Here is a 24,568-nt window from a genome sequence, read left to right on the forward strand (position 1 = left end):
GATGCTGGTAAGTCAGTCAGGTCGTCCTGCTGGCAATTGAAAAACGGTGGCGCATCCATGCGCGTCCAGCACACGCCGAGGAACCGGCTTTGCCGGGCCTCAGGCGTGGCCCCTCCTTGGGGGGAAGTCGCGAAGCGGCGCAGGGGGGCTTCATGCCGGGTCCCAGACGAGCAACTGGATCGGTGTCGGGTTGTAGGCGTTGCACGGGTTGTTCAGCTGCGGGCAGTTGCTGATCAGCACCCACACGTCCATCTCGGCGCGCATCTCCACGTACTTGCCCGGGCCCGACACGCCGTCCTCGAAACTCAGCGCGCCCTCGGCCGTCACCGGCACATTCATGAAGAAGTTGATGTTGGGCACCAGGTCGCGCTTGCCCAGGCCCACGTCGGCGTGCTGCAGGGCAATGAGGTAGTTGTCGCGGCAGCTGTGCATGAACTTCTTCTGCAGCGCGTAGCGCACCGTGTTGCTCTCGGCCGCGCAGGCGCCGCCCAGCGTGTCGTGCCGGCCGCAGGTGTCGGCCACGATGGTGAGCATCGGGTTGCCGTCGTTGCTGCGGATGACCGAGCCCGTGGTGAGGTAGATGCCACCCTGGCGCTGCATGGTGTCGGTGGCGCTGTAGTGCTCGGCCGGGTCGTGCCGGTTGTAGAACAGCACGTCGGCGGCCTGGTTGCCTTCGAGGTCGACGATGCGCAGTGTCTGCCCATGCCGCAGCTCGAACAGGATGGGTTCGCCCGCCGGGTGGCGCTGGTTCACCACGGCTTGGGACGGGTTGAGCGCGCTTTCCTGGATGCGGAAGGCGGCGGCTGGTGTGGTGGCGGTGTTCATGGGCATCGGCTCCTCACAGATACAACATGTCGGTGTTGTGCAGCGCGCGTGCGTTCTCGGCGCGGAAGGCGCGGCACACGTCGTCGGCCGGTGCGGCGCCGCAGCGCCAGGCCAGCAGGCCCACCTTCTTGGGGCTGTAGGTGGCGGCTGTGTCCAGCCCGTGCGGCGCGGTGCTGATGGCGGCGATCACGTCCATGTCGAAGCGCAGCTCCACGAAGTCGCCGGCCTTCGCGTGGTTCGGCACGAACGCGAAGCGGCCCTGTGCGTCCACGCCCACCTTGCTGAACAGGTTCACCGGCGCGATCAGGTCGCGCTTGCCCAGGCCGTACTTGCCGATCTCGATCAGCAGGCCGTCCTTGCCCGAGCGGTACATGCCGTTGCGCGCGTCCTCGTAGCGCTTCTCGCCGTACTTCAGGTGCATGGACTCGTTGTCCAGCAGCGCACCCAGCGGGTCGTGCCAGCCCACGCTGTCCGCCGTGAAGCTGGCCATGCTGCGGCCCATGTCGCTCATGAGCACGTGGCCGCGCGTGTAGTGCGCGGTGTGCTGCGCCTTGAGCGAGTCGGGCATGTTGTAGCGCTCCAGCTTCTCGTGCGCGGCGTACAGCACCAGGCTCACGTTCGCGCCGGCCTCCAGTGCCACGAAGCGCACGGCGCTGCCGCGCGGCAGGCGCCAGCTCCAGTGGCTGCCGCCGGGCACGATCTCGCTCCACATGCGGCGTGCGGTGTCCACGCCGTCCAGCGCAGATTCAGGAAAGCGCTGCCAGAGCTCCAGCGCATCCACCGGTGCCTCACGCGGCGGGTTGGGCGGCGCCACGGTCATCGGGTCGTTCGGCATGTCGTTCGGCATGGTGTGTGTCTCCGTGGGGTTCATGCGGTGGCTGCGCCGGTCATGCGCTGCAGCTGTTCCAGGTCGGTCTTCATGCCCGAGGTCTCGCGGATGCGGTCGAGGATGTCGCGCTTCAGGCGCAGGAACTCGGGGGCGTGCTTCAGGTCCTGCGTGCGCTGGTCGCCAAAGGGCACGTCGTACACCGTGTCGATGCGGCCCGGGCGCGGCGCCATCAGCACCACGCGGCCACCGAGGTACAGCGCCTCTTCCACGTCGTGCGTCACGAAGACGATGGTGGCTTTCTCCAGCTTGTGCACGTAGCGGATCAGGTCGTGCATCACCTCGCGCGTCTGTGCGTCCAGCGCGCCGAAGGGCTCGTCCATCAGCACGATGTCGGGCCGGCCCATCAGCGCGCGCGCAATCGCCACGCGCTGCTGCATGCCACCCGAGAGCTGGTTCGGCCAGGCGTGGCCCATGGCCTGCAGGCCCATCAGCCGCAACAGCGCATCGGCACGGCCATCGGCCGCCTCCACGTCGGAAGACGTGCGGTCCTTCGTGTGCGCCGCCAGTTGCCGGCAGAACTTGATGTTCTGGCACACCGTCATCCACGGGTACAGGCTGTAGTGCTGGAACACCATGGCGCGGTCGATGCCCGGGCCTTCCACCAGCTTGCCATCCACCAGCAGTTCGCCACTGGTCTGCACCTCCAGCCCGCCAATGGTGCGCAGCAGGGTGGACTTGCCACAGCCCGAAGCGCCCACGAAGGTGACGAACTCGTTGGCCTGAATGTCCAGGTTGATGTTCTCCAGCGCGTTCGTGGGCGCGCCGTCAAAACGCTTGAACACATCGCGGATCGCGATCTTGGGCAGCGCCAGCGTGGCGGGGGAAACCGGGTTGGTGCTCATCGTTCAGCCCTTCAGGTACAGCCAGGGAAACGCGCGGCGGTGCGCCAGGCGGAACAGCTGGTCCGTCACCAGCCCGATGAGGCCGATGACGATGATCCCCGCGAAGATCGTGTCCGTCTGCAGAAAGCGCTGTGCGCGCAGGATCGCGTAGCCCAGGCCCGAGTTCGCGGCCACCAGCTCGGCCACCACCAGGTACGTCCAGGCCCAGCCCATGGTGATGCGCATCGTGTCCAGCAGCGCCGGCTTCGCACTCGGAAAGATCACCTTCTCGATCAGCTCCGAACGGCTCGCGCCCATGGTCTGCGCCGCCTCCACCTGCGCGGCCGGCACGCGGCGCACGTCCTCGGCCACCATCAGCACCATCTGGAAGAAGGTGCCAATGAAGATGATGGAAATCTTCGACGCCTCGCCAATGCCCACCCACAGCATCACCAGCGGAATGAACGCCACCGCCGGCATGTAGCGGATGAAATCCGTCAACGGCTCCAGCAGCGCTTGCACCGCGCGGTACGAGCCGATGAACAGTCCCAGCGGCAACGCGATCACCGCCGACAGCAGAAAGCCCGTGACCACGCGGTAGATGCTGATGCCCATGTCATCCAGCAAGCCGAGCTCGGTCGCCCACGTCCAGCTCTTGGTGAGCACCTGCAGCGGCGCGGGCAGAAAAACCGGATCCAACCCGCCATAGGCCGAGAGCACGGCCCAGAGCACCAAAGGCGTGAACAGGCCAATGAGGGCAAGCACCCAATAGGTGCGCCGCGCAATCGGCGCACGCACCGTCCAGAGGCTGGAGGTGCGCCGTTGCGGTGCGCGGGTGGCGGTAAGGGGCGGCGACGAAGGCATGCGGGCTCCTGAACGGGGAACAAAAGCGGAGAGGCGTCGTGCAAGCGCTTCACAGCGCAGCAGCGTCTCCCGGGCTTTTGTCCCTCCGTGGAGCCACACGATCGTGGCCGACCGCTCTCGGACCAGACAGCGCCGCGTTGTCTCTCTCAGTCGGTGGTCAACTGAATCGCGGCGCCCGGAACCCTAGCGGTCTTCAAGGCTGGCGTGTGCGGGGCACAGCGCCTCTCTGGGAAGGGGTGTTAGCAACTTCGGTGCCAGTGGGGTTGGTGAGATGGTCGGCGGTGAAGTCGGGCCGGCCGTGAGTGGCCGCTGTTGGCGGCGCTCGATGATGGCTTCAAGCTGAGTGCGGTCAGTTGAGGTGGCGCTTTGAACGTCCGATCTGCGTCACGTCGAGGGCATTCGGGAGCGGGTCTTCGAGGTTGAGCGCCGCAAGCCCACTTTGGCGCTCCGGCATACTCGAGATTCCCGACCTTAAATCCCACAGTACGCAAAGCGTGGCCGCTCCCGGAAAACCCCGACCCAAGGGCGCCCCGAAAAAGGGCGCGGGCGGGGGTGCGACCAAGCAGAGGCAGACGGGCTCCAAGCCCAAGAAAAAGCCCGCTGGCTCCAAGCAGGTCTCGTCGGCGGCCGCTACCGGGAACGCAGGGGGCGCGTTTGAAAGCCGCGTCCAGGCGCACAGGATCCTGTCCATGTGCACCCGCAGCACCACATGTGGTGGGATTCGGGACGGATTCCGTATCGTTGCCATTAAATTTCAGACTCGGGTCTTCGGCAACAACACCGACGATCTCCACTGCGCCATCGAAGACGACTACGGCGCGCAGGGCAGCGTTCGCCTGCAGATGAAGCGCACCCTGCGTGCCTCCGCGAACGACAAGGCGTTCAAGGAAGCGGTTGGCTTGGCGTGGCTTGACTTCAAGGCCCCGAACTTCCGGCCGGGGCAGGACTTCTTCAACGTCATCTACGATGTCGAGAGCACAACCAAGATGGCCGGCGCAATGGAGCTCGCGCGCGAGGCAGTTCGCTCCATCTCGGCCTCGGACTGGTTGCTTAAGGCCACCGCCGCGCAGTTCAGCAATCCCGGGCGACGCTCAGCGCTCAAAGCCATTCGCGCCGTCGTCGATGAGTACAACAAGGCTGTTGTCGCGGACGAAGAGCTCTTTGGGTTCATGCAGCACATGCAGTTCCTACACGAAGACCTCGGCAACGACGAGACGGCCGTTGCGAAGACACTGCAGCAACTGATTGACGTTGCCACGCGCGCGGACGGGCGGCTCCCTCTTCCGCCGTCTGCGGTCTGGGCCAAGCTCATTGCCGCATGCGTGGATCTAAACAGTAATGCGGGACAGGTCGACGCGAGCAACCTGGCTGCCATCATCGGTGCGGACCTGGACTACCGGTTTAAGTCCTTCAGGCTGCGCCTTAGTCTTGCGACGCCGCAAGCGAGCGCACCGTTTGCTTCTGCCTTGCCTTCAATTGCCCCTACCCTGCAGGTAGCAATTTCATCAGCAAGCCCTGCCGGGTCGACGCTGTCCGCCGCGGGGGACCTAGTTCCGGCTGGACGTGACACGTCTGCGGACAAGCTCGTCACCAAGATGTTGGATCACGTGGGCGATCTCATAAAGGCCTGCAGGTTCAGCGACGCCAAGGCCGAGCTTGAGCGAATAAAGAGAGACACCGAAGAGCACACCCTTGACGCGCATCAGCAGGCGCGTTGGTATTCGATGTACGGCACCTGTGTCTGGACAGTTGACGACGACGAGGCAACGGCAGCCGACGCCTTCCTCAAGGCGGCCGACCTTTACGAGGATGACGACAAGCTGGCAGCCGCGCGCATCCGAGGGCTACTGCTCAAAGGCGAGTTCGAGCAGGCACTCGTCGTGGCCGAGAGGACACGTGAGCGCTTTCCCGACTCGCTGGCAGTGTGGGTGGCTTGGTCTAACGCCCGCATCAGTAGCGGCGCTGCAATCGAGCGCGCCGACATTCCGCAAGCGCACTTGGACAAGTCGGTGGCGTACCAGATGCTGGCCTTCAGCTTGGCCAAGCGTGGAGACGTACAGGGCGCCCTCGAAGCGGCACTGGATGGCGTCAAGCAGAGCGACGCTACCTTCTTCAACCGTGAAGCGACCCTGCGGTACGCGCTGGACCTCGCTGCGTCCAGTCCGGTGAACGTCGCCTACCGGGTCGCACCAGCGCCGGCGCTGGCGATGCTCACTCGCGCGACAGAAGAATTCGAGCCTCGCGATGCCAAACTGTGGACGGCGCAAATCCCGGAGGCACTTACCGCAGCGACCAGGCACTTGGCGTATGCGTATCTGCTGCTCGGAAAGCCAGCCACGGCGCTGGCCGTGGTTGACGAGGCCGGCAAATACCCGGTCCAGGCGAGCGCCCTCGTGCGCCCGCGCATCGAGGCCCTGCGCGAACTCAATCGCGCATCTGAGGCGCTTGAGTACGGCGCGCCGCTGCTGCAAACCATGCCGATTGATGCGCTGGTCTCCTATGCGCAGACGGCGGCGGACCAGGAAGACATGGAGCGCCTCAAACTGGTCACAGACGTCGGCCGCAAGCGACTCGCCGAAGACGAGACCGGCAGGCTTGGCGAAACGCTCCAAGTCATGCAGTGGGAAGTACTCCTAGGCCAAGGCAAGCCAGCCGACATCGTCGCACAACTGACCGATCAAGGGGTCTTGCAAATAGAGAGCGTGCCTCTCCTCGTGGTCGGGGCGAGGGCGCTCTTGCAAACCAAGAATGCCGAGGCCGCGAAGCAGTTTACGGACAAGGCTGTCGCCGTGGCAGACGCGAGCGACGACCCGGCGAACCACTACCTCGTAGCGCAGCTGATGATGCGGTCGAGGCGGTACGCCGAGGCAGCTGCGCGCTACGAACGGTTCCTGCCCGTCGGCGGCTTGAGTGAGCTGCACTCGAATTTGCTCCTGTGCTACCTGCGCACCGGCTTGCGGGCAAAGGCTCGCGACTTGTTGGCGTCTTTCCCGGAGAGCTGGAGGGGAGACCGCATGACTAGGCACTTGGCCATGGAGTTGGGGCAGCAGGCAGGCGACTGGGCTTTACTGCAATCAGTGGTGAGCGCGCAGCTGCAGGACGAAGGCCATCTTGCGAAATCCTGGCTGTTCTCGCTCATGGTGGCAGCTCACCATGAGCAGGACTTGGTAGACCAGCTCGCCTCTGAGATTCCGGAAGTGCTGCAGGGCACGATTGCGGAACTGACACAAGTCGCGTCGGCCGAGCTGCGGCACAAGCAACTTGAACGAGGCTCGAGCCGTCTCTATCGCATGTGGCGCATGAACATGGGAAGCGTCGATGCTTCGGCTGCGCTGCACGCCGCCATCGCGTTCGCCCCTGAACGGATTCAGCGCTTACATGACACACCTGACGTTGTCGCCCCCGGTACTTCGGTGCTCCTAACCGACGCGTCAGGCGCTTCTCGGTGGAAGACCATCGACCCCGTCGACATTCCTGATTTGCCTACGACAGAGGAATTCCTCAGGCCTGAATCCCCCGAAGCCGCAGCGCTTGTTGGCAAGAAGGTCGGCGACGCATTCACCGCAAGCAGCCGGTTCGGGCTGCAGTACGAGTTCACCGTCAAGGCTATCCAGACCTCGTATTGGAGAGTACTTAACTTGGCCAGCGAGGCGCTTCACGCCCCCGTTGCACCCTCGAAGCACTTGGTAAGCATGCCCTTGCCCGAAGACGACAACGGCCAGCCGGACGTGCGCCCCGTACTGCGGCAGCTGGAGCGAAAGGAGGCCGACGCGAACCGCCGCTTCAAGCTCTATCAGGACCAGACCCTGACCCTAGGCATGCTCGCTCGGATGCTGGGGACTGATGTCATCGACATCGTGCGCGGGTGGCCCGAAGACGGCCCACTGCTGCAGGTGGGTGGCGGCGAAATTCAAGAGCGAACCGCTGCAGTCAAAAACCTCGAGAGCGCAAGGCCTCTCCTGGTCGACCTCAGCGCCCTCACCGAACTTGCCTTGGTCGAGCAGCTTGGATTGCTTGCGTTTGCTCCCAATCGGCCCCTTGTCACGTCTGCCACGAGGGACGCCGCGCTCCAGAAGCTCGCCGAGTCGCAAATCCTCAAGCCGGTTGGCGTCGCGTTCTCCCGCGAGGGCAAGCTCGGTTTTACTGAGTACACGCCGGAGGCCAGGCAGCGTGAAGAAGACTTCCTTCGTGCCATCCTCGACGCCATCGAGCGCCATTGCGAGTTGGTGCCGGCTTACGGGCCGCCCTTGCCCCCTGAGCATCTGCTCAAGCTCGCGACAGTGGTCTCCCACGAGGACCACGCGGTGCTGTCGGCCGCGCTGGAACGCGGCGCGATGCTGTTCTCGCTGGACCTGAGGCTGCGCAACCTGGCGAGCGTCTTTGGCTTGGTAACCTGCTGGCCGCAGGTGTTCTTGATGCACAACATCGGCACGCAGTTGTCCTTGCGTGACTACTCCGTGGCGGTGCTGACGATGTTCTTGCGCCGGCGAGACTTCATCTCGCTGAACGTGCATGACCTGCACGTCCTGGCCGACCAGGGTGAGCTCTGGCTGACTGCAGGCGTGAACCGCATGCGTCACCAGCTTGCACTTCCAACATCGGATTTCGGCAAGGCGTGGAAGGTGGTGAAGGAGTTCCTCGCAACTCTGTATGGGCGCGGCCAGTGCGAGTTCGGCGTTGTGCTGGAGCTTTTCAGCTACCTGCTGGAGCCGCTCCTGCACCACCCACGGTGCCCTGAGAACTTCGCGCAGCAAGCGGCAGAGCAGCTTGGAGAAGCAATCGACGTTGAGAACGGGCAGCACGCTCTCCGCCTAATGGCGTTCAGCAACCTGACGAAGGCTCGGCTGAAGAACAAAGGCATGACGGACGTCACCGTGCGAGCCCAGGTCGTCTATTGCAGCGCCCCGCCAGCGCTTCGGCACGGTCTGGGCACCGGCGATAACCCGCTGGCCGATGTGACGCAGCCAAGGGCAGCTACTCCTGCGCCAGACGAGGCTGAGACTTCTCTCACCCGGCCTACAGAGCAAGATTAGCCGAGGTGCGGAGGACCTTCAGATTCCAGTCCGCAGGGCCTGAACTGCGCCTACCGCCATGGCCTCTCATACATATCAGGCCATCCAGCGTTGCTCAGTCACACAGGTTGGAATGCACCGCTAGGTACCTGGGAATCGAGGTCGACTGCGGGCTTGAAATGCCGAACCAAACGGAAATCTAGACCGACCTGATCTTGACCAAAAATCGGACGTCGGCTCGCGCAGTGTAGAACGGCCTTTCCTGCTGCATTGCCGACTGCTGTGCGTTTTTCCAGACGAGGGCGCTCGATGCGCCGCCTACCGATGAAATCCGGAAGAAGCGGTGGGAGAGGGCGACCGGAGTCATCCAAGTACCAAATATGGCCGCGTCGTCTCTCAACCGATGCAGCGCCTGGCATCTTGACTCGCTTCGCCCTCTCACCCGCAAACGCGGCACACATCCGCCGCGCAAAGCCTACGGTTCGCGCGCCTCTTCGGCGGCGCAGGCATACAGCCTCGTCGTGGTTCGAAACAGCGCATCCATCAACCGCCACAACTCGTCGTTGAGCGCGCGCTTGAGCGTGGCGAACCCGGCAAGCCGTGTGAAGAATTCGAGTCGGTCTGCTTCGTCTTCGGGCACGAGGAAGTTGTCCAGGGCCAGGTGCGCATCCAGCGCATTGCACAGTTGGCGAACCTCATCGCTGGCCTGGCAGGCGAGCGTGAGCAGTTGCGGGGAGCGTGAGGGAGCGGCGGCGCCGGTCGGCGCACCGCGAGTTTTCGATTGAGCCAATGTGGCCTCCGGGGTCTCGGTGGGTGTGCAACCACCACCCTCGCTGTCAATCGATGGCGGCGGCTCGAACGGGTTGACAGACCGGGAGACCCCTTGCAGGAACCGGCGGCCCTTGCGGACCCCCATCCGAGCCGCCAAAACGGGTCGGAGCGAAGGGGGTGCAAGAAACGTGCGTGCATACACATGCCTGCGGCCTTCGCTGCAGGGGTCTCTCGGGAGGCTGTCAAACCTCATCACGCTGGTGGGCGCGACGGGCGCAGTATAGCCAGTAGCCAGCGTCGGGACTTCTGGCGCAATCGTTCAAAAAGATGCGCCTCAGGGAATGGCGAGTCCACCTTTGGCGATTCCCTATGGTCACAAAGATGTCTGCTCTGCCTGTAGGAGTTGCCGCTCGCGCGCCTCGGTAGCGAGTTGCTTAGCCTCGGCGTTCCCATAGGTCGCGATGGAAAAGGAGGCAGCGAATCGCCGGCCTTGGATCATCGTGCGAGCAGTCCAAGACTGAGGCTCACCCTTTCTGCTGTACGTGAGGGTAACGCCCGGCGTCTCCGAAAAAACCGTCTTGGGTGTTGATGCCCAGGCCGGCTTCGGTGCCCACCAGGTGGATCTTGCCGGCGTACATGCCGCCGATGGCGGCCACGTCGAGCATAAAGGTGGGGGCCGGGCCGCTGCCCGCGATCTTCGTGGCCTCGGCGGCCTCGCCCGTGGCCAGGGCCTTCACCTCGTTGCTGCCGGTGACCACCGTGAGGGCCTGGGCCCACAGGCTGGCGTTGACCTGCATGGCCCGCGTCAGGATGGTGGTGTGGTCGGCCGTGCTGGTGTCCAGCCCCAGGCCGTCGATGCGCACGGTGCCGCCGCGCACCAGGAACGCGTCGAGGTGGCCGCTGTTCATCACCGGGGTGCCGGTGGTCAGCGTCACACCCGCCGCGTTGATGAACCCGCCGCCATTGACCTGGATGCCCGCCGGGTTGGCGATGACCACTTCGGCCCGGCGGCCGGCCACTTCCACGTAGCCGTTGAGCTGGCTGGGGTTGGACGAGTTGACCTCGTTGAGGATGACGCGCGCTTCACCGGTGGCCAGCCATGGGTTGGCTGCCGTCATTCCGCCGGTCTGGGTCTGCGCGTTGGTGCGGCTGTTGTTGAGAACGGCGCCGCTCGAAGGCACGTCGAACTGGATGTACTTGTTGTGTGAGACACCGGCCGCGCTGGGCGTCTGTATGTTCACCAAGGGCAGGCCATTGCCGGTCTGCAGGATGGTGGGGCGCTGGTTGCCTGGTGCGCTCGGGTCGGCCACGATCTGCGCGTGGGCTGTGCCGAAGGCGAGCGCCAGGGCCAGGGGTGAGAGGCGTGCCGCCCATGTGCTGCCCCATGTGTTGCCGGGTGTGGACGACTCGCCGCTGGCGCTTCCTCCTGCGCTGCTGCTGGCGTTCTCCCCAACGACCATGCGTTGGCCGCGCGCGGTGTTGAAGACCACTCGGTGGCGGTTGCGGTTCATTCTGGGCTCCCTGGTTGCTCCACACTTCCCTCCGAAGGTGGAAGCGGGGGAGTCTAGGAAGCGTGTTCCAGATTGGGCCCTTTGCGAATGAGCCGCATGCCTGAAGGCACGGAGGTGTCGAAACAAGCAATGAGGCGGATGTGCCTGCCGTGTCTCTGCGTAAACTCCCTCACCTCACCATCGCGCCAAACCTCAAGTGACCCACTGGAAAACCCAGCAGATGATCAAAGCCTCCGGCTGGCCACTCGCCCCGGAGCTGCTCACTGCGCCTGACGCCGACTTCAACGCGCGTCTGGAAGGCGGGCTCGTGCCCCTGCATTGGGCGTGCACCGAAGGCAAGGCCGGGTTGGTGGCGTTCATGCTGGAGCGCGGTGCCGATGTGCTGGACGCTGCCGATGGCGCGGTGAGTGTGGCGGGGCGCACGCCGCTGTACATGGCCATTCACTCGGGCAACTTCCAGACGGTGATGCTGGTGATCGACCGGCTGAAGGCGATCGGTGCGCCGCCGGCTGACGAGGCGCTGAAGAAGCGGCTCACGGGCGCTTTTGCCAAGAGCCATGCGGACGCGAAGAACCGCCTCGCGCAGACCTTGAAGGACTGGGACCGCATCGGCCGGAAAGCGCCCACGCCGCCGCACGCAGCCTGATGACTGAGCCGGTGAGCGAGCACGCGCTCATGTCGGGGGATTGACAACGGCGCACCGGGCCGCCGCCAACCCGGTGGCAGAATCGCCCGTCCTCAGCGGTGCCCCGCACCGTCCCGCCTTGTTCTCACCCACTTCCCCATGCAATCCTCGCCGCCCACCGGCATGCTCGGCATCGACTTCGGCACTTCCAACTCCGCCGTCTCCTGGGCCGCGCCCGGTGGCACGGCGCGGCTTTTGCCGCTGGAAGGCGAGGCCACGAACATGCCGACGGCGGTGTTCTTCAACGCTGAAGACCGCCTCACGCACTTCGGCCGCGATGCGGTGGCGCAGTACCTGGCGGGCACCGAGGGGCGTTTGTTGCGTTCGTTGAAGAGCCTGCTGGGCAGTTCGCTGTTGAACGAATCCACGGCGGTGAACCACCAGCAACTGAGCTTCCAACAGATCATCGAAATCTTCCTGCACGAGTTGCGCGAGCGCGCGGCGCGGGTGCTGGGCGCTGCACCCCGGCGCGTGGTGATGGGGCGGCCCGTGCACTTCGTGGACGACGACGCGGCGCGCGATGCGCAGGCGCAGCGGTCGCTGCACGACGCGGCGCTGGCCGTGGGCTTCGACGAAGTCTCGTTCCAGTTCGAGCCGATCGCCGCCGCGCTGGACCACGAGCGGCGGCTCTCGCGCGAAAGCCTGGTGCTGGTGGTGGACCTGGGCGGCGGCACGTCGGACTTCACCGTGGTGCGCCTCGGCCCGCAGCGCATGCAGCAGGTGGACCGCAGTGGCGATGTGCTGGCCACCGCCGGTGTGCACATCGGCGGCACCGATTTCGACCAGCGCCTGAGCCTGGCGCAGGTGATGCCCTTGCTCGGCTACCGGCACCACGGGCCGGACGGGCGCGAGGTGCCCAGCCGCGTGTTCATGGACCTCTCCACCTGGCATCTCATTCAATGGCTGTACCTGCCGCGCGCGCTCAGCCAGGCGCAGGGGCTGCGTGTGAACTACAGCGATGTGGGCCTGCACCAGCGGTTGATGCGCGTGCTGCAGCAGCGCGATGGCCACCGCATCGCGCACGAGGTGGAGCAGGCCAAGATCCGTTGCTCGCAGCAGGACGCGCCGACGACGGTGGACCTCACCGGCATCGAACCGGGGTTGATGGCGGCCCTGACACCCACCGACATGGCAGAGCAGCTCGATACCCTGTTGGCGCGCACCGTACAGTGTGCGCAGGAATGCGTGCAGCGGGCCGGCGCCTCCGCTTCGCTGGACGCGGTCTACCTCACGGGTGGTTCGTCGGCGCTGCGGCCGTTCCAGCGCGCGCTGCAGGCCGCGTTTCCTGGTGTGCCGCTGGTGGAAGGTGATCTGTTTGGTGGTGTGGCTTCGGGGCTCGCGTATTCGCGGGTGTGACGGGCGTGGGCATCGTGCCCACTAGCGCCTTCCCAGCAGCAGCGACTCACCCGGCCTGTTCCGCGGGGCCTTCAGCTTCGGTGGCGTGTCGAGTGCTTCAAAAGCGGCGCCCAGCGGGGCGGGCCCCAAGGCGTATACCCGCTCATCCCGCAAGCCCTGCACCCCTTCCGCCCAGGCCAGCAACATGCGTTGGCCCACATCTGCAAACCCAGGGTGCGTCGCCATCGCCTGCCGCACCTGCGGCGCTACATCGGCCACCGCATCGCTGATGGCTTGCACGATCTGTTGTTGTTCCCTGGGCTGAATGCCGAAGGTGGCGGCGATGAAGCGTTGCAAGGTCTTGCCGGGCGACCAGGTCTTTTTGCCCAGGAAGCCAATGCCTGGTGGGTTGTGCTGAAGACCTGCGTACACGTTGGTGGTGAGCATGTCGTAGGCGGGCGTCAGGTGCACGTCGGCACGCGAGGTGTACCGCAGCGCGATGTTCTTGGCATGGCAATCGCCGTTGCGCAGCGCGTAGGTGAGCAGCAGCACGGTGGTGAGGTGGCGGAAGGTTTCCAGCCTGCGGTCACCCGGCACGTGGTCGCGCACGGCGCGGGCGATGCGCTCCCAGGTGGTGTCGTATTTGGCGGCGGGCCGCAGACCGAGCAGGGCGCAGAAGTCTTCCATGCCCCAGTGCGGCTGTCCGTGTTCGTCGACATCGAAGCGGTGCACCACAAGGGCCTGGCCGTCGTCCGACACTTCTGTTCTTGCGGTCGGCATCACCCTGGCGGCCACCTGCATGCTGAAGTGTTCATTGAGCGCAATGAAAGGAAACTGTGAACTCGAGCCCTTGATGATGTGGCGCCGGGTGATCACGCTGGCTTTTTTTCGTGCTGGCTGTGCGGGCGTGTCACGTTGTGCATCGAGAAACTTGGGCACCACACCCGAGACGCCACTGGTGGCGTGCTGCCGCACGAGTTCGGCAAAAGCCTGCTCGGAGTTGTCACCGCGCAGCAGGGCAGTCACTTCAATGGGTTTTGCGGCGGCAGTCAGCTCGGCACCGGGCGCCGCCACCTGCAGCCGCCCGACCATGTTGCGGCCGATCACCGAGAGCAACGCCATGGGGCTCGCGCCGATGTGCGGGCCGAACTGCTCCTGCAGCACCTGCAGCAGGTAGCCCTCTGGCAGGTTCATCTGCAGAACCGGTGGCAGCTGGTCATCCCACACATAGGACTCGGTGCGCACGGGCATGGTGAGCGACACGAAATCGTCGGGTGCGGTGTGGGCGTGGTAGCTCAGCACGCTCTTGAAGTCGCCCGCCTGCTCGATCAGCGCGACTTCGCGGCCCAACACCGACACGGCGAGCTTCATGAACGTTCACCTCCAACGCCTTGCGCCTGTGCACGCTCGCGCCGCAGTTCGTCGAGGTTGCCGGATTGCCCGGCCTGGATCACGTCGAGTTCGGCGCCCAGCACAGCCAGTACCGCCAGCAGCTTGCGCGAGCCGAATTCAGCCGAACGGCCCCGTTCAAACCGCGAAAGAGATTCGGGTGTGACGCCCGCCCGCTCCGCCACATCGGCCTGTTTCAGCCCGAGGCCGCGGCGGCGGGCAGCAACGGCTTCGCCCAGTTCTTGCAACGTTTGCATTTGATATTTATCTCAATAATTGCCAGGAATGGCGCGATTATTGATGCAAATATCAATAAATTCAAGCTTTCCGAGTGCGGCTGAGTTTCACGTTGCCCTCATCTCGAGGCTCGCTGGAGAAGCCGGCAATGTGTGAATAAGTGCTGCACTGAGCCCCTTTTGTGTAATCAAAGGTTACACAAATCGACGATATTGTTACACTCATCGGTAACTCGGGTTGGAGGTTCCCTTGATCGCATCGAAGACTGTGGGGCACAGATGGGGCGCGACGCTCAATACCACGTCCGCTTTGAAACTCTGGTGGATATGGTTTGTGGCGTTGCTGGGTGTCACCCTCTTCATTGGCGCGGCCTACCTCATCGCCTACAGCGGGGAAATCGTCGGCCTGGCCGCGGACATCTTCAATCTGGGCATGTACGCCATCATCGTGGTGCCGGGTGTGCTGGCGGTGTGGTACAGCTTCCATGAGGCCCGCTTCATCGCCGAACAGACACAGCTGGCCTCTCAGCAGGCAGAGCTGCTGCAACAGCTCAACGACGTGCAAGCCTTTCTCGATCAGGCGCAACCCAGCATCTTTCGCACGCACATTGAGTCGCTGTTCCGGATCTTTCAGGTGTCTTCGGATATTTCCCAGGACAGCTTGATCGAAATCCTCCAGGCCCGTTTGCTGGCCAGGAACAGCCTGATCGAGATATCCGCCAGCGTCCTGGTGACGATCGGTCTGATCGGCACCATCGTGGGGCTGATCGTGATGGCAGACAGCCTGGGCATCATCCTGGGCAACGCGGGCAGCATCCCGCCGACGGAGCTCATGTCCAGGATCGCTGGGCCTGGTGGACCCATGTCGGGTTTGGGCGTGGCCTTTTACACCACCTTGTTTGGCGCGGTGCTCGGTGGCGTTTTCCTCCGGATTTTCACGATCATCGTGGACAGTGCGGTGACGCAGTACACCGCTCATGTGGCCGAGCTCACCGAGATCAACGTGCTGCCCTTCATGCGGCAGCTCGCAAGAACGCTGGAGGCGGGCGGGTACTACGCCTCGAAGCATGCATTTGCAGGAGCCGCGCCGTGAAGCTGGGCAGGTCACCTCGGCACAGCAGCTTCTACGAGTCCTTCAGTGACTTGATGTTCGGCACGATGGCCATCTTCGTGCTCTTGGTGATCATTCTTGCAACCCAGGTGCGACCGGACGGCGTGCCTTCGCAGGTGCATCAGGAGGCACTCGATGAGGTGGCGCGCGCGAGGGCCATCACCGAAGCGCTGCAGAAACAGGTGGCGGAGCTGGAGAAGCAAGGGGAGCCCAAGCCGTTGGAACTGGTCGTCGCAATCGATGGATCTGGCTCGATGGGCGCTGCGCTCAAGACCTTGCAGTTCGCCATCGGCACGATTGGCGAAACGATGCCGATGATCGCATCGAGCGTGCATGTGGGCATCGTCATCTACCGGGATGCAGCATCGACAGCGGTGTTTCCGGTGACGAAGATCGAGCGGGAAGAGGTTGACGGTGGTCGTTCGCTGGCCTTGCTCAACCAGTTCGCGCAGACCATGGTGCCGCAACCTGCGCGTGCGGACCTGGCGCATGCGGTGCGTTCGGCCACGGCGATGTTCGGGCCACCTTCCGGTGGGGAGCCTCGCAAGCGAACGCTGATGGTGGCTGGAGATGTAGGGCCGTACGAGATTGGCGACTTCATGAACGAGGCCGGCGAAAGTGAGATTCACCGGGTGCTGACCGAATGGAAGCGGAACAACTCAGAGGCCAGCGTCATCGCGGTGTACACGGGCTCAGATCAGTCGGATGAGTGGATCGTCGGTCACCGCGAACGCACGCTCAAGCTCTTCCGTGAAATGGCGGTCATTGGTGGCGATGCCAGCAACTTTTCCCCGCACGATCGAAAACTGTTCCCTTTGCTGCTGAAGGGCATCCTTGGCTGACGTGAGAAACCGCATGTCCCAATCCATTTCATTTTCTTGTGCGGCCTGTCAGCAGCCCATTTTGGCTGTGATCGGTGAAGTGGGGCAGACGAAGCCCTGCCCAGTTTGCGGTGCACCGCAGACGGTGCCGTTCCCCCGGCTCAAGGTGGGAGGAGGAACGCAGGAGAACAAGTCCGCTGCTCCATCTCCGGCGGTGCTTCCGCCTGTCCCTGCGCCGACGCCCGCCCCTGCGCCGGAAGTGCCGCAGCAACCGATTTCTGCGACGGCTGCGCCTGTCCCTGTTGCCGCGCATCGCAGTCCGCCTACCGCACGGTTAGCTGCGCGAGCCGGCTATGCGGTGGTGTTCTTTGCCTGCATGGGGCTGGGCTGGTGGGCGGTGTCGGGCGATGGCTTGGGTGACCGCACAACGGGGTTGTTGTCCAGCTTGCAAGCTGGTGGCTCGACGGCCTCGAGTCAGAAGGCTGCGGATCTGTCGCGCCATGTCGACGAGATCGTGATGTCTTACCGCGCGGCGCGCCTGGCCAGGGAATCCATCGAAACCGATCTCAATGTGTCGCTGGCGGAGATGCAGTCGCGTGGCATGCAGACCGAGGCCGATGTCGTTCGCAAGGCCATCGCGAGAAAGACGGAGCAGATCAAAGCTGAGCGGCAACGTGCCTCGACAGCTCTTGAAGGGGTGCTGCGCCTGGCTTCCGGGCAGACCGCAGCGAAGGCTGCGCTGCAGGACACAGAGTCGCGCAACATGTCCACCGGCATGGGGGCGGCTGAGTCTGCGTTGCTGCAGAAGATGGGGGCCGAGATGGCGACGGGTGATGGTGCCGAGGCGGTCCGCAAGGCCATGTCCGTCTGGGACCAGTCGATCTGAATATGTGGTGGTTCTGATATCGCAGGAGAAGTGGCATGGGTGTGAAAGCAGGTGTGGGTGTGATGGTGTCTTCCTTGTTCGCCATGGACATGTCCATCGCGCAGTTCAATCTCGATGGCCTGACAAAAGACCTGGGCAAGGTCACCAAGCAGGTCGAACAGGCGCTGGGTGGGCAGACCCGGCGGCAGGTGCCGCCCAACAACAGCCCGGCGCCGGCGGAAGACAAATGCCGCAGCGGAAACGACTTGCGGGATTCCGCCCTGGTGGGCGTGGGTGTGGGTGGCGTGGCGGGCGGCCTGCTGGGCAAAGATGCGAAAGGCGTTGCCACGGGTGCGGTGGTGGGCGGTCTGGTGGGTGCGGCGGTTGGCCATGCCGCGTCCGAGCAGCGCAAGAAATACTGCTCCGAGTCTGACTTTCTGGACAGCGAGATCGCCGCTACGCAAGTCACGCTGTCCGACCGCGAGAAGAAGCTGCGCGCTTCCGAGCAGCAACTGGTGGCCGCACGTTCAGACATTGCCCGGCTTGAGAAGGAGCGCGCCTGGAATGAGTCGACACGCAAGAAGGCCATGCAACAGGCCGGGACGATCGAGTCTTCGATCAAGGCCAACGATGCCGAGCTGGCGAAGTTCAGGAACGAGATCGAGTACCTGGACAGTGTGATCAGCACGTCCAAGCCGGCGAACCCCCAGAATGCGGCGGAAGTCGCTGCATTGGAGAACAGAAAGAAGGACTTGACGGCGAAGAAGACGGAGCTGTCGAACACGCATGCGCGCCTGCTGAACGTGAACGATGGACTGAACGTTGAGAAGGAGCGCATCCATGCGCTGGTGAAGGCCCGCGAGACGAGGCAGTCCTGATGTCGGCCGTTGCCCACACCCTGTCGATGAAGTTTCTGTTGGCCGTTGGCGTGTGTGCGCTGCTGGCGGTCGATGTCTGCCGGGCGCAGGCGGGCAACCCGCGGACGGCGGGCACGCTGGACATCCTGTTCTCAGGGGACAGCGAAAAGTACCTTGCCGCCAAACGCGCGGAACTGGCGCGTCTGCAGAGCCAGATCTCGCAGCTGGATGACCGGCTGTTGTCTCGACTGGGCGAGCTGCATGCGGAAGAGATGCGGTTGCAGAAAGCTCGCGGCAGCGCCAGCACGGCTGAGAGCCAGCGTCAGGCCGCCGAGCAGGAAGTCCGCGCGCTGAAGCAGCAGGCCGAGCGTGCCCACCAGCAGACGGCGGAACTCAAGAGCCGTGCCGACGGGCTCAAGCTGGCGGCCAAGGCATCGGCGCAAGAGGCCCAGGCCGAAGAGGAGAGGGTTTCAGCCCTCAAGTCCGACGTTCAGCGGCTGGAGGATGAGAACCGGGTGCTGGACCGTGCCATCAACCGGACCTTGAAAAGCAAGGCTGAACAGAACCTGAGGTAGGGGCCTGACATGGTGTGGCGAAATCTGGTGATCCTGGCGGTGCTGGGGGGTCTGGTGGGCGTCGGTGGTGGCTTGCTCTGGAAGAATTCCTTACGCTCGCAGGGCGCTGCCCCAACAGAGCTTGCTGCAGCAGAGTCTGAATCGACACCTGCCTCTCGGGCGGTGGCTCAGTGCGATGCGTTGGGGGGGCACCCCGACGACCCTGAACGCCTCACAGAAGGGGGTGTCGACGACGAGCAACTGGACGGTGAGGCCGTGGTGACCGCGTGCGAAAAGGCGTTGAAGGTGGAGCCCGACTCCGGCCGCCTCCATTTCCAGCTGGCCCGTGGCTTGCTCATGCAAGGTGATGCCGATGCGGCCATTGAACATTTGACTATTGCGGCCGAGGCTGAGCACGGTGGAGCCTTGGCCGCATTGGGCGGCATCCTGCTCGGTGGTCTGGAAGACCTCGAGGCGGATCCGGACAAGGGCATGCAACTGCTGGAGCTGGCCATCGCGGCGGGCTTCGAACCCGCCGAAGCCATGCTGGCCGAGGCGCAGAAGGCGGCGGAGGCTGTCGTGCAGCAGGCACAGGTGGCGCCACCATCGGCACCCGCAGCGTCGGCACCGGCAGCCTCGGGCAAGCCTGTCAATTTCGCGGCTTACGAGCTGCCCCGTTTCATGGAAGCGATCTATCAAGGCCGGTATGGAGACACGGGGCTGAACGAAATCGGCAATGGTGGGTATGCAATCAACATGGCCACCGCTTTCCGGCAGACCTGTCGCGGCCCGTTCACCACGGCGGAAATCGAAGGTTGGAAGAGCCGGTTCATTGGCAATGCCATGCGGCCTGAAGTGGCTGGCCAGGCTCTGGCGAATGGCCTGGGGATGATGATCGAGTTGATGCAGAACCCGCAGGCTGCCGCACAGAAGTATGCGGGTGCCGTCTCTACCGACCAGATTCCCATGATGGCCCAACAGGATGCGATGAGCTTCATCTCCGAGCACGGTTGCGATGGGCCGGTGTTTGAGCGCTTCACGACCAATCTGCGGCAGTCCGTGCGCTGAAGGAGGGCACAGCCCATGGCGTATGTTCGTACATTGACGCTGGTTTTTGCGTGCACAGGGCCCTGGGTCTTGCAACCAGCCCTCGGCCAGAACAATGCCTATCAGCAGCAGATGCAGCGCCAGATGGAATGGCAGCGGCAGCAAGACCAGATGCGCCAGCAGGAGCAGATGCGCCGGCAACAGGAGCAGATGAGGCAGCAGCAACAGGAGATGATGAGGCGCCAGCAGGAGCAGATGCAGCGTCAGCAAGAGGAAATGCGGCGACGGCAGCAGGAAACCATGGCGCGCCAGCAGGATGAGGTGAGGCGACGCCAGCAGGAACAGACTGTGCGGCAGCAGCGGGCTCAACAGCAGACACAGCAGGCCCAGCAGGAGGCCGTACGGCGCAACCAGGCGACGGTCCGTCAACAGCAAGCCCGCATTCCCACTGGCAACGCCAATGCCCAGGCGGTGGCCAATGGACGTCCTGTGAAGCTGGCGCGGCCTCTGACACCCGGGGAGATTCGCAAGGGCTTCACAGGGCGAACCACAGGAGATGGCAAGGCCATCATCCGCTACGGTGGTGGGGTGGTGCTGGTGCCCGCGTCACGCGTGGCGGGGCTGGCGACCAAACCTGCGAACCAGCCGGGTGGCACACGGGCCGCGGCGCAGTCGCAAAACCGGCAACAGGCCATGAACCAGGCTTTGGTGCGCATCGCACAGGCACGTGCAGCCAGTGCTGGTGGCGGAGGGCGGCTGCCGCCTGGGACGGGAGGGCGCAAGCCCGCGAACGACAACCTTCCACCGCGCGCCGCCTTCGGCAGTTTTTTCAAAGGGTCAGGCATTCCTTACGACCGGATTTTCCAGCACCGGTCGGGTGTCGACTTCTCAAAGCCAACGCGCGTCACCACGCTCAAGGCTGGCACCGTGGTGTGTCAGCACAAGGTGCCGGGAAACGCCACAGGCAGCTACTTCGCGCCGTGCGGTCAGTCTCCCAGCTCGCTGGGCATATCCCCGCGGGGGACCTCGCAGGGGTCTGACAAGGTGGTCGCCAAAAAGGAGCACAGGTTTCTTCTGAAGTCAGACATCCAGGTGTTCGAGTCCACTGCAAAAGGTGTGGAAGACACTTGGTCGGTCAAGGGCCAGGCGTACAAGACGGACGGGGGCGGGCGCCAGTACTTCTCCAACAAGAAGGACTTGGGAAAATTCCTGCAACCCGCAAACAGCTGATTCATCATGGCCACTCGCGTCGATCGCCTGTTCACCAGCCCGCCGTTTTTCGCGAGGTGGAGTCCAATCCTGCTGGTGGTGCTCGTCGCGGGCTGCCAGATGCCATCCCCTCCACAGCGGTCGAACCGGCAGCCCCTGGCGGCTCAGCTGTCACCCGTGCCGCAGGTGCCTGTGACTGCGGCGGTGCTTCCAGGCGACAAGGATCAGACCTTCATGCTGGATTCCAGGGGGCAGGAGATCCAGTACCGCAGCCGTGTTCGGGACCAGCGTGAACATGAGCCCGCCATGGCGCGCCTGGGCGAAACCTTTCTTTCGCGTGGCTTCAAGTGTTTGTGGGGTCAGCAGACGCAGCTCATCGTGGACCCGGGCAAGTGGATGACGCTGGAATTCGAGGACGCCGGCGGCAACGCGTTGTACGTCGTCGCCTGCCGTGGTGACTGCGACAAGCTCAAGTACCGGGTTCGAAACCTGAAGAACCAGTTCAATCAGGGCACTCTGCGAACGATCTATACCTACCCTGTCGTGCTTGTCCCCAACGCCTCTGCGTTCAAGGGCAGAGTCGCCTTCGATTTCACCGAGTCACCGGGCAAGCGAGAAGGCGCCAACCCGGAGCTCCTCGTGACGCAATGGAATGCCACCCTGGGCCACTATGGCCCTGGTTGCCGGCCCAGTTGGCGATGATTCCGGACGCCACTCACGCCGTGGCGGCCGAGCGCCCTTCGGCGTAGCGCTGCAGAAACTGCTGGCCACGCTCGGTGCTGGGCGCCGAGAAGAACTCAGCGGGTGTGCCGGTTTCCACCACCACGCCGCGGTCCATGAAGACCACCTGGTTGGCCACGTCGCGGGCGAAGGCCATTTCGTGCGTCACCACCACCATGGTCATGCCTTCGCGGGCCAGGTCGCGCATGGCGGCGAGCACCTCGCCCACGAGTTCGGGGTCGAGCGCGCTGGTGGGTTCGTCGAACAGCATCAGCGCGGGTTTCATGGCCAGCGCGCGGGCGATGCCCACGCGCTGTTTCTGCCCACCCGAGAGGCGGGCGGGAAACACGTCGCGCTTGTCGAACAGGCCCACGCGGCGCAGCAGTGCCTCGGCTTCTTCCCGCACCTCGGCCCTGGGCCGGCGCTGCACGTGCAGGGGCGCTTCCATCACGTTCTGCAACACGGTGAGGTGCGGCCACAGCGCGAACTGCTGGAACACCATGCCGATGCGCGTGCGCACCTGGGCGAGCTGCCGGTCGCTCATCACGACACCGCCGGAGGTGACGCCGATGGGCTGGCTGTCGAGCAGCACGCGACCGCTGTCGGGTCGCTCAAGCCAGTTGATGCAACGCAGCAGCGTGGACTTGCCCGAGCCCGACGGCCCGAGCAGGCACACGGTTTCACCGCGCTGCACGCTGAAGGAAATGTCTTCCAGCACGCGCAGGCTGCCGAAGCTCTTGCTGAGCGACACGACGCTGAGGAGGGGCAGAAGCTTGGGCATGGTGGTGGGGGCGGGTGGGTCGTTCAGCGGCGCGCCTCGGCCATGCGGCCGACGGCGGACACGCCGGCCTCCACCACCAGGCACAGCGCCCAGTACAGCAGCACAGCGGTGACGAAGGCGGCGAAGGGAATGAAGTGGCGCGACTGGATGGAGTTCACCGCGTTGGTGAGTTCCGGCAGCGTGATGATGGTGAGGAAGGCGCTGTCCTTGATGATCTGGATCACCTGGTTGCCCAGCACCGGCGCCGACGACAGCGCGAGCGATGGCAGCACGATGCGGCGGAACAGGCCGAAGCCGTGGTAGCCGAAGGCGATGCCGGCTTCCACCGGCGCGCGTGGCAGTGCGGACCAGGCGGCGCGCAGGATCTCCGCCATGTAGGCCGAGTGGTAGATGGTGAGCGCCACCAGGCCGGCGCTCCAGGCGTCGAATTGCAGGCCCAGCGAGGGCAGGCCGTAGTAGACGATGTAGGCGAACAGCAGGAAGGGCGTGCAGCGCGCCGCGTCCACGAACACCTTGGCGGGCGCTGACAACACGCGGCGCGGGCTCATCAGCAGCATGGACAGCAGGGCACCCAGTGCCAGCCCGGCCAGCGCCGAGAGCAGGGTGAGCATCACGGTGTTGCCCAGGCCGGAGAACAGCAGCGCGCGCTCCGACCACACGGTGGCGAAGTCCTGCATCATGCGGCGGCCTCGCGCCGCGCCATCCGGCGCTCCACCCAGCGCTGCACGCTCACCAGCGTGAAGACGATGGGCATGTAGATCGCCAGCGCCACCAGAAACGGCGGCAGCGGCTCATAGGTCTGCGCGCCGATGCGCACGGCGGCGCGCGTGATGTCCACCACACCCACCACGGCCAGCACCGGCGTGAGCTTGATCAGCAGCGACATCTCGTTGATGAGGCCGGGCAGGGCGGTGCGCGCGATCTGCGGCAGCACGATGCGGCGCAGGCGCAGCACACGCCCCATGCCCACCGATTGCGCCGCTTCGATCTGGTCTTTCGGCAAGTCCAGCAGCGCAGCGCGCCACACCTCGCAGTTGAAGGCCGAGGTGTTGAGCGTGAGCGCCAGCAGGCCGGCGGTGACGGGGCCAAGGGAAATGCCCGCGCTGGGCAACGCGAAGAACAGCAGCAGCACCAGCGTGACCAGCGGCGTGGCGCGCAGCAGGCTCACGTACACCGCCACCAGGGGGTTGAGCAGCGGCACCCGGGCCCAGCGGATGAGCGCCAGACCCAGGCCCAGTGGCAGGCCCAGCGCGATGCCCGCGAGCGAGAGCAGCAGCGTGGTCCACGCGCCGCTGAAGATCGTCAGCACATCGGCCGTGCTCATCGGCTTCGGAGGTTCAGTGCACCGGCGTGTAGCTCACCGGCAGGTTGAAGGCTTCGCCGAACCATTTCTTCTGCAGCGCGGGCATCACGCCATTGGCCTTCTGCGCGGCGATGAATTCGTTCATGAACTTCTGCAGCTCGGTGTTGCCCTTCTTCATGGCCCAGGCCGGGTAAGACGCGCCCGACACCGCCTGGCCCAGCTCGAACACGCCGGGCTTCTCGGCCACCAGTGCCTTCAGGTTGATGACGGTGTTGATGACGTAGTCGGTGCGCTTGAGCGCCAGGTCCTGGTAGGCCTCGGGGTAGGACGCGTACTCCACGACCTTGCCGATCTTGCCGCCGTCCTTGGCGAGCATGGCCTGCAGCTCGGGCAACCGGCTCAGGAAGGCGCTGCCGGTCTGCACGCCCACGGTCTTGCCGTTCAGGTCCTTGATGGACTTGATGCTGCCGTCGTCCTTGCGCTTGACGTAGTAGTGCGTGGCGTCGGCGATGGGGCTGGTGAAGTCCAGCGACTGCGTGCGCTCCTTCGTCATGAGGATGGCGCTGATGGCGATGTCGTACTTGCCGGTGGCCACGCCCGCGAGGATGCCGGGCCAGGGCAGGATTTCCTGGCGGATCTCGAACGGCGCGTACTTGCGCAGCGCGTCGACCATCTCGTGGTTGAAGCCGGTGGGCTTGCCGTCCTTGATGAATTCGAAGGGCTTGAAGTCGTCTTCGGTGACGACGACGAGGTAGCCGCGCTTCTTGATCTCGGCGAGATCGGCGGCCTGTGCGGTGCCGGCCCACAGCGCGAGCGGCAGCAACAGGGCGGCAAGCAGGCCGCGGCGGTGGAACGAAGGGGTGGATGGCATGGTGAGCTCCTGTTGAACGGGGTGGGTCGTGGCACCCTCAGCGCAAGTTGCATGCCCATGGAACCATCCGGAAAACCGCCTTCCCCGGGGC

At 64.6% G+C, this 24,568-nt stretch carries 23 protein-coding genes and 1 riboswitch; of the genes, 11 read left to right on the forward strand and 12 right to left on the reverse strand.

The features are described from left to right. Nucleotides 1–150 precede the first annotated feature (150 nt). The 4 genes from J2X09_RS07805 to J2X09_RS07820 all read right to left on the reverse strand — a co-directional run bounded on the left by J2X09_RS07805 (nucleotide 151) and on the right by J2X09_RS07820 (nucleotide 3,399). Nucleotides 151–825: an urea amidolyase associated protein UAAP2 gene (locus J2X09_RS07805; protein ID WP_204732308.1), complete on the reverse strand. Its 675-nt coding sequence runs from the start codon at nucleotides 823–825 to the stop codon at nucleotides 151–153. A 13-nt stretch (nucleotides 826–838) separates the two neighbouring features. Next, entirely contained in the window at nucleotides 839–1,537 is a 699-nt protein-coding gene (locus J2X09_RS07810; RefSeq protein ID WP_204732530.1) for an urea amidolyase associated protein UAAP1, read from the reverse strand. 155 nt (nucleotides 1,538–1,692) lie between these two features. After that, nucleotides 1,693–2,556 (reverse strand): ABC transporter ATP-binding protein, encoded by an 864-nt coding sequence (locus tag J2X09_RS07815; RefSeq protein WP_204732307.1) that lies wholly within the window; start codon nucleotides 2,554–2,556, stop codon nucleotides 1,693–1,695. A 3-nt stretch (nucleotides 2,557–2,559) separates the two neighbouring features. Further along, on the reverse strand, nucleotides 2,560–3,399 hold the full coding sequence (locus J2X09_RS07820) for an ABC transporter permease (protein ID WP_204732306.1): 840 nt from the start codon (nucleotides 3,397–3,399) through the stop codon (nucleotides 2,560–2,562). 64 nt (nucleotides 3,400–3,463) lie between these two features. Next, nucleotides 3,464–3,597: riboswitch (guanidine-I (ykkC/yxkD leader) on the reverse strand. 491 nt (nucleotides 3,598–4,088) lie between these two features. On the opposite strand from J2X09_RS07820, the gene J2X09_RS07825 reads away from it, so the two are divergent. Then, nucleotides 4,089–8,432, forward strand: coding sequence for a PIN domain-containing protein (locus tag J2X09_RS07825; RefSeq protein WP_204732305.1), 4,344 nt, complete (start codon nucleotides 4,089–4,091; stop codon nucleotides 8,430–8,432). 454 nt (nucleotides 8,433–8,886) lie between these two features. On the opposite strand, the gene J2X09_RS07830 is transcribed toward J2X09_RS07825, so the two are convergent. After that, nucleotides 8,887–9,201 (reverse strand): hypothetical protein, encoded by a 315-nt coding sequence (locus J2X09_RS07830; protein ID WP_204732304.1) that lies wholly within the window; start codon nucleotides 9,199–9,201, stop codon nucleotides 8,887–8,889. Nucleotides 9,202–9,706: 505 nt separating this feature from the next. Next, nucleotides 9,707–10,693, reverse strand: a complete 987-nt coding sequence (locus tag J2X09_RS07835) for a filamentous hemagglutinin N-terminal domain-containing protein (protein ID WP_204732302.1) — start codon at nucleotides 10,691–10,693, stop codon at nucleotides 9,707–9,709. Between the two features lie 220 nt (nucleotides 10,694–10,913). Between J2X09_RS07835 and J2X09_RS07840 the strand changes: the two genes are divergently transcribed. Together J2X09_RS07840 and J2X09_RS07845 are read left to right on the forward strand one after the other, a co-directional pair. Next, on the forward strand, nucleotides 10,914–11,339 hold the full coding sequence (locus J2X09_RS07840; protein WP_204732301.1) for an ankyrin repeat domain-containing protein: 426 nt from the start codon (nucleotides 10,914–10,916) through the stop codon (nucleotides 11,337–11,339). A 138-nt stretch (nucleotides 11,340–11,477) separates the two neighbouring features. Next, nucleotides 11,478–12,734 carry an Hsp70 family protein gene (locus J2X09_RS07845; protein WP_204732300.1) on the forward strand — a complete coding sequence of 419 codons (1,257 nt, stop codon included), beginning with the start codon at nucleotides 11,478–11,480 and terminating at the stop codon, nucleotides 12,732–12,734. 21 nt (nucleotides 12,735–12,755) lie between these two features. Here the strand turns inward: J2X09_RS07845 and J2X09_RS07850 are convergent, their stop codons facing one another. Further along, complete coding sequence (locus J2X09_RS07850; RefSeq protein WP_204732299.1) at nucleotides 12,756–14,084, reverse strand: type II toxin-antitoxin system HipA family toxin; 1,329 nt, start codon at nucleotides 14,082–14,084, stop codon at nucleotides 12,756–12,758. Continuing rightward, nucleotides 14,081–14,359, reverse strand: a complete 279-nt coding sequence (locus tag J2X09_RS07855) for a helix-turn-helix domain-containing protein (protein ID WP_204732298.1) — start codon at nucleotides 14,357–14,359, stop codon at nucleotides 14,081–14,083. Before J2X09_RS07855 ends, J2X09_RS07850 begins: the two co-directional genes overlap by 4 nt. Before the next feature lie 313 nt (nucleotides 14,360–14,672). On the opposite strand from J2X09_RS07855, the gene J2X09_RS07860 reads away from it, so the two are divergent. The 8 genes from J2X09_RS07860 to J2X09_RS07895 all read left to right on the forward strand — a co-directional run bounded on the left by J2X09_RS07860 (nucleotide 14,673) and on the right by J2X09_RS07895 (nucleotide 21,504). Next, nucleotides 14,673–15,431, forward strand: coding sequence for a MotA/TolQ/ExbB proton channel family protein (locus J2X09_RS07860; RefSeq protein WP_204732297.1), 759 nt, complete (start codon nucleotides 14,673–14,675; stop codon nucleotides 15,429–15,431). After that, nucleotides 15,428–16,291, forward strand: a complete 864-nt coding sequence (locus J2X09_RS07865) for a vWA domain-containing protein (protein ID WP_204732296.1) — start codon at nucleotides 15,428–15,430, stop codon at nucleotides 16,289–16,291. Before J2X09_RS07860 ends, J2X09_RS07865 begins: the two co-directional genes overlap by 4 nt. Nucleotides 16,292–16,304: 13 nt before the next feature. Further along, the gene (locus tag J2X09_RS07870) at nucleotides 16,305–17,156 is read left to right on the forward strand and encodes a hypothetical protein (RefSeq protein ID WP_204732295.1); all 852 of its coding nucleotides are present in this window, start codon (nucleotides 16,305–16,307) and stop codon (nucleotides 17,154–17,156) included. Nucleotides 17,157–17,191: 35 nt separating this feature from the next. Beyond that, the gene (locus tag J2X09_RS07875) at nucleotides 17,192–18,013 is read left to right on the forward strand and encodes a hypothetical protein (RefSeq protein WP_204732294.1); all 822 of its coding nucleotides are present in this window, start codon (nucleotides 17,192–17,194) and stop codon (nucleotides 18,011–18,013) included. Continuing rightward, nucleotides 18,013–18,567 (forward strand): hypothetical protein, encoded by a 555-nt coding sequence (locus J2X09_RS07880; RefSeq protein WP_204732293.1) that lies wholly within the window; start codon nucleotides 18,013–18,015, stop codon nucleotides 18,565–18,567. The genes J2X09_RS07875 and J2X09_RS07880 overlap by 1 nt, the downstream gene beginning before the upstream one ends. A 9-nt stretch (nucleotides 18,568–18,576) precedes the next feature. Continuing rightward, a complete protein-coding gene (locus J2X09_RS07885) occupies nucleotides 18,577–19,614 on the forward strand; it encodes a hypothetical protein (RefSeq protein WP_204732292.1) in 1,038 nt (345 codons plus the stop codon). A gap of 111 nt (nucleotides 19,615–19,725) precedes the next feature. Continuing rightward, nucleotides 19,726–20,823, forward strand: coding sequence for a polymorphic toxin type 46 domain-containing protein (locus tag J2X09_RS07890; protein WP_204732291.1), 1,098 nt, complete (start codon nucleotides 19,726–19,728; stop codon nucleotides 20,821–20,823). Between the two features lie 6 nt (nucleotides 20,824–20,829). After that, nucleotides 20,830–21,504, forward strand: coding sequence for a hypothetical protein (locus J2X09_RS07895; RefSeq protein ID WP_204732290.1), 675 nt, complete (start codon nucleotides 20,830–20,832; stop codon nucleotides 21,502–21,504). Nucleotides 21,505–21,517: 13 nt separating this feature from the next. On the opposite strand, the gene J2X09_RS07900 is transcribed toward J2X09_RS07895, so the two are convergent. Genes J2X09_RS07900 through J2X09_RS07915 form a run of 4 tightly spaced genes read right to left on the reverse strand, consistent with a single transcriptional unit; the run spans nucleotide 21,518 to nucleotide 24,477 of the window. Then, entirely contained in the window at nucleotides 21,518–22,303 is a 786-nt protein-coding gene (locus J2X09_RS07900; protein ID WP_204732289.1) for an amino acid ABC transporter ATP-binding protein, read from the reverse strand. 23 nt (nucleotides 22,304–22,326) lie between these two features. After that, nucleotides 22,327–22,983, reverse strand: a complete 657-nt coding sequence (locus tag J2X09_RS07905) for an amino acid ABC transporter permease (protein ID WP_204732288.1) — start codon at nucleotides 22,981–22,983, stop codon at nucleotides 22,327–22,329. Next, entirely contained in the window at nucleotides 22,980–23,627 is a 648-nt protein-coding gene (locus J2X09_RS07910; RefSeq protein WP_204732287.1) for an amino acid ABC transporter permease, read from the reverse strand. The genes J2X09_RS07905 and J2X09_RS07910 overlap by 4 nt, the downstream gene beginning before the upstream one ends. Before the next feature lie 13 nt (nucleotides 23,628–23,640). Further along, the gene (locus J2X09_RS07915; protein ID WP_204732286.1) at nucleotides 23,641–24,477 is read right to left on the reverse strand and encodes a transporter substrate-binding domain-containing protein; all 837 of its coding nucleotides are present in this window, start codon (nucleotides 24,475–24,477) and stop codon (nucleotides 23,641–23,643) included. Nucleotides 24,478–24,568 lie beyond the last annotated feature (91 nt).

This window comes from Hydrogenophaga laconesensis (assembly GCF_031457235.1).
In the GTDB taxonomy this organism is placed as follows: domain Bacteria; phylum Pseudomonadota; class Gammaproteobacteria; order Burkholderiales; family Burkholderiaceae_C; genus Hydrogenophaga; species Hydrogenophaga laconesensis.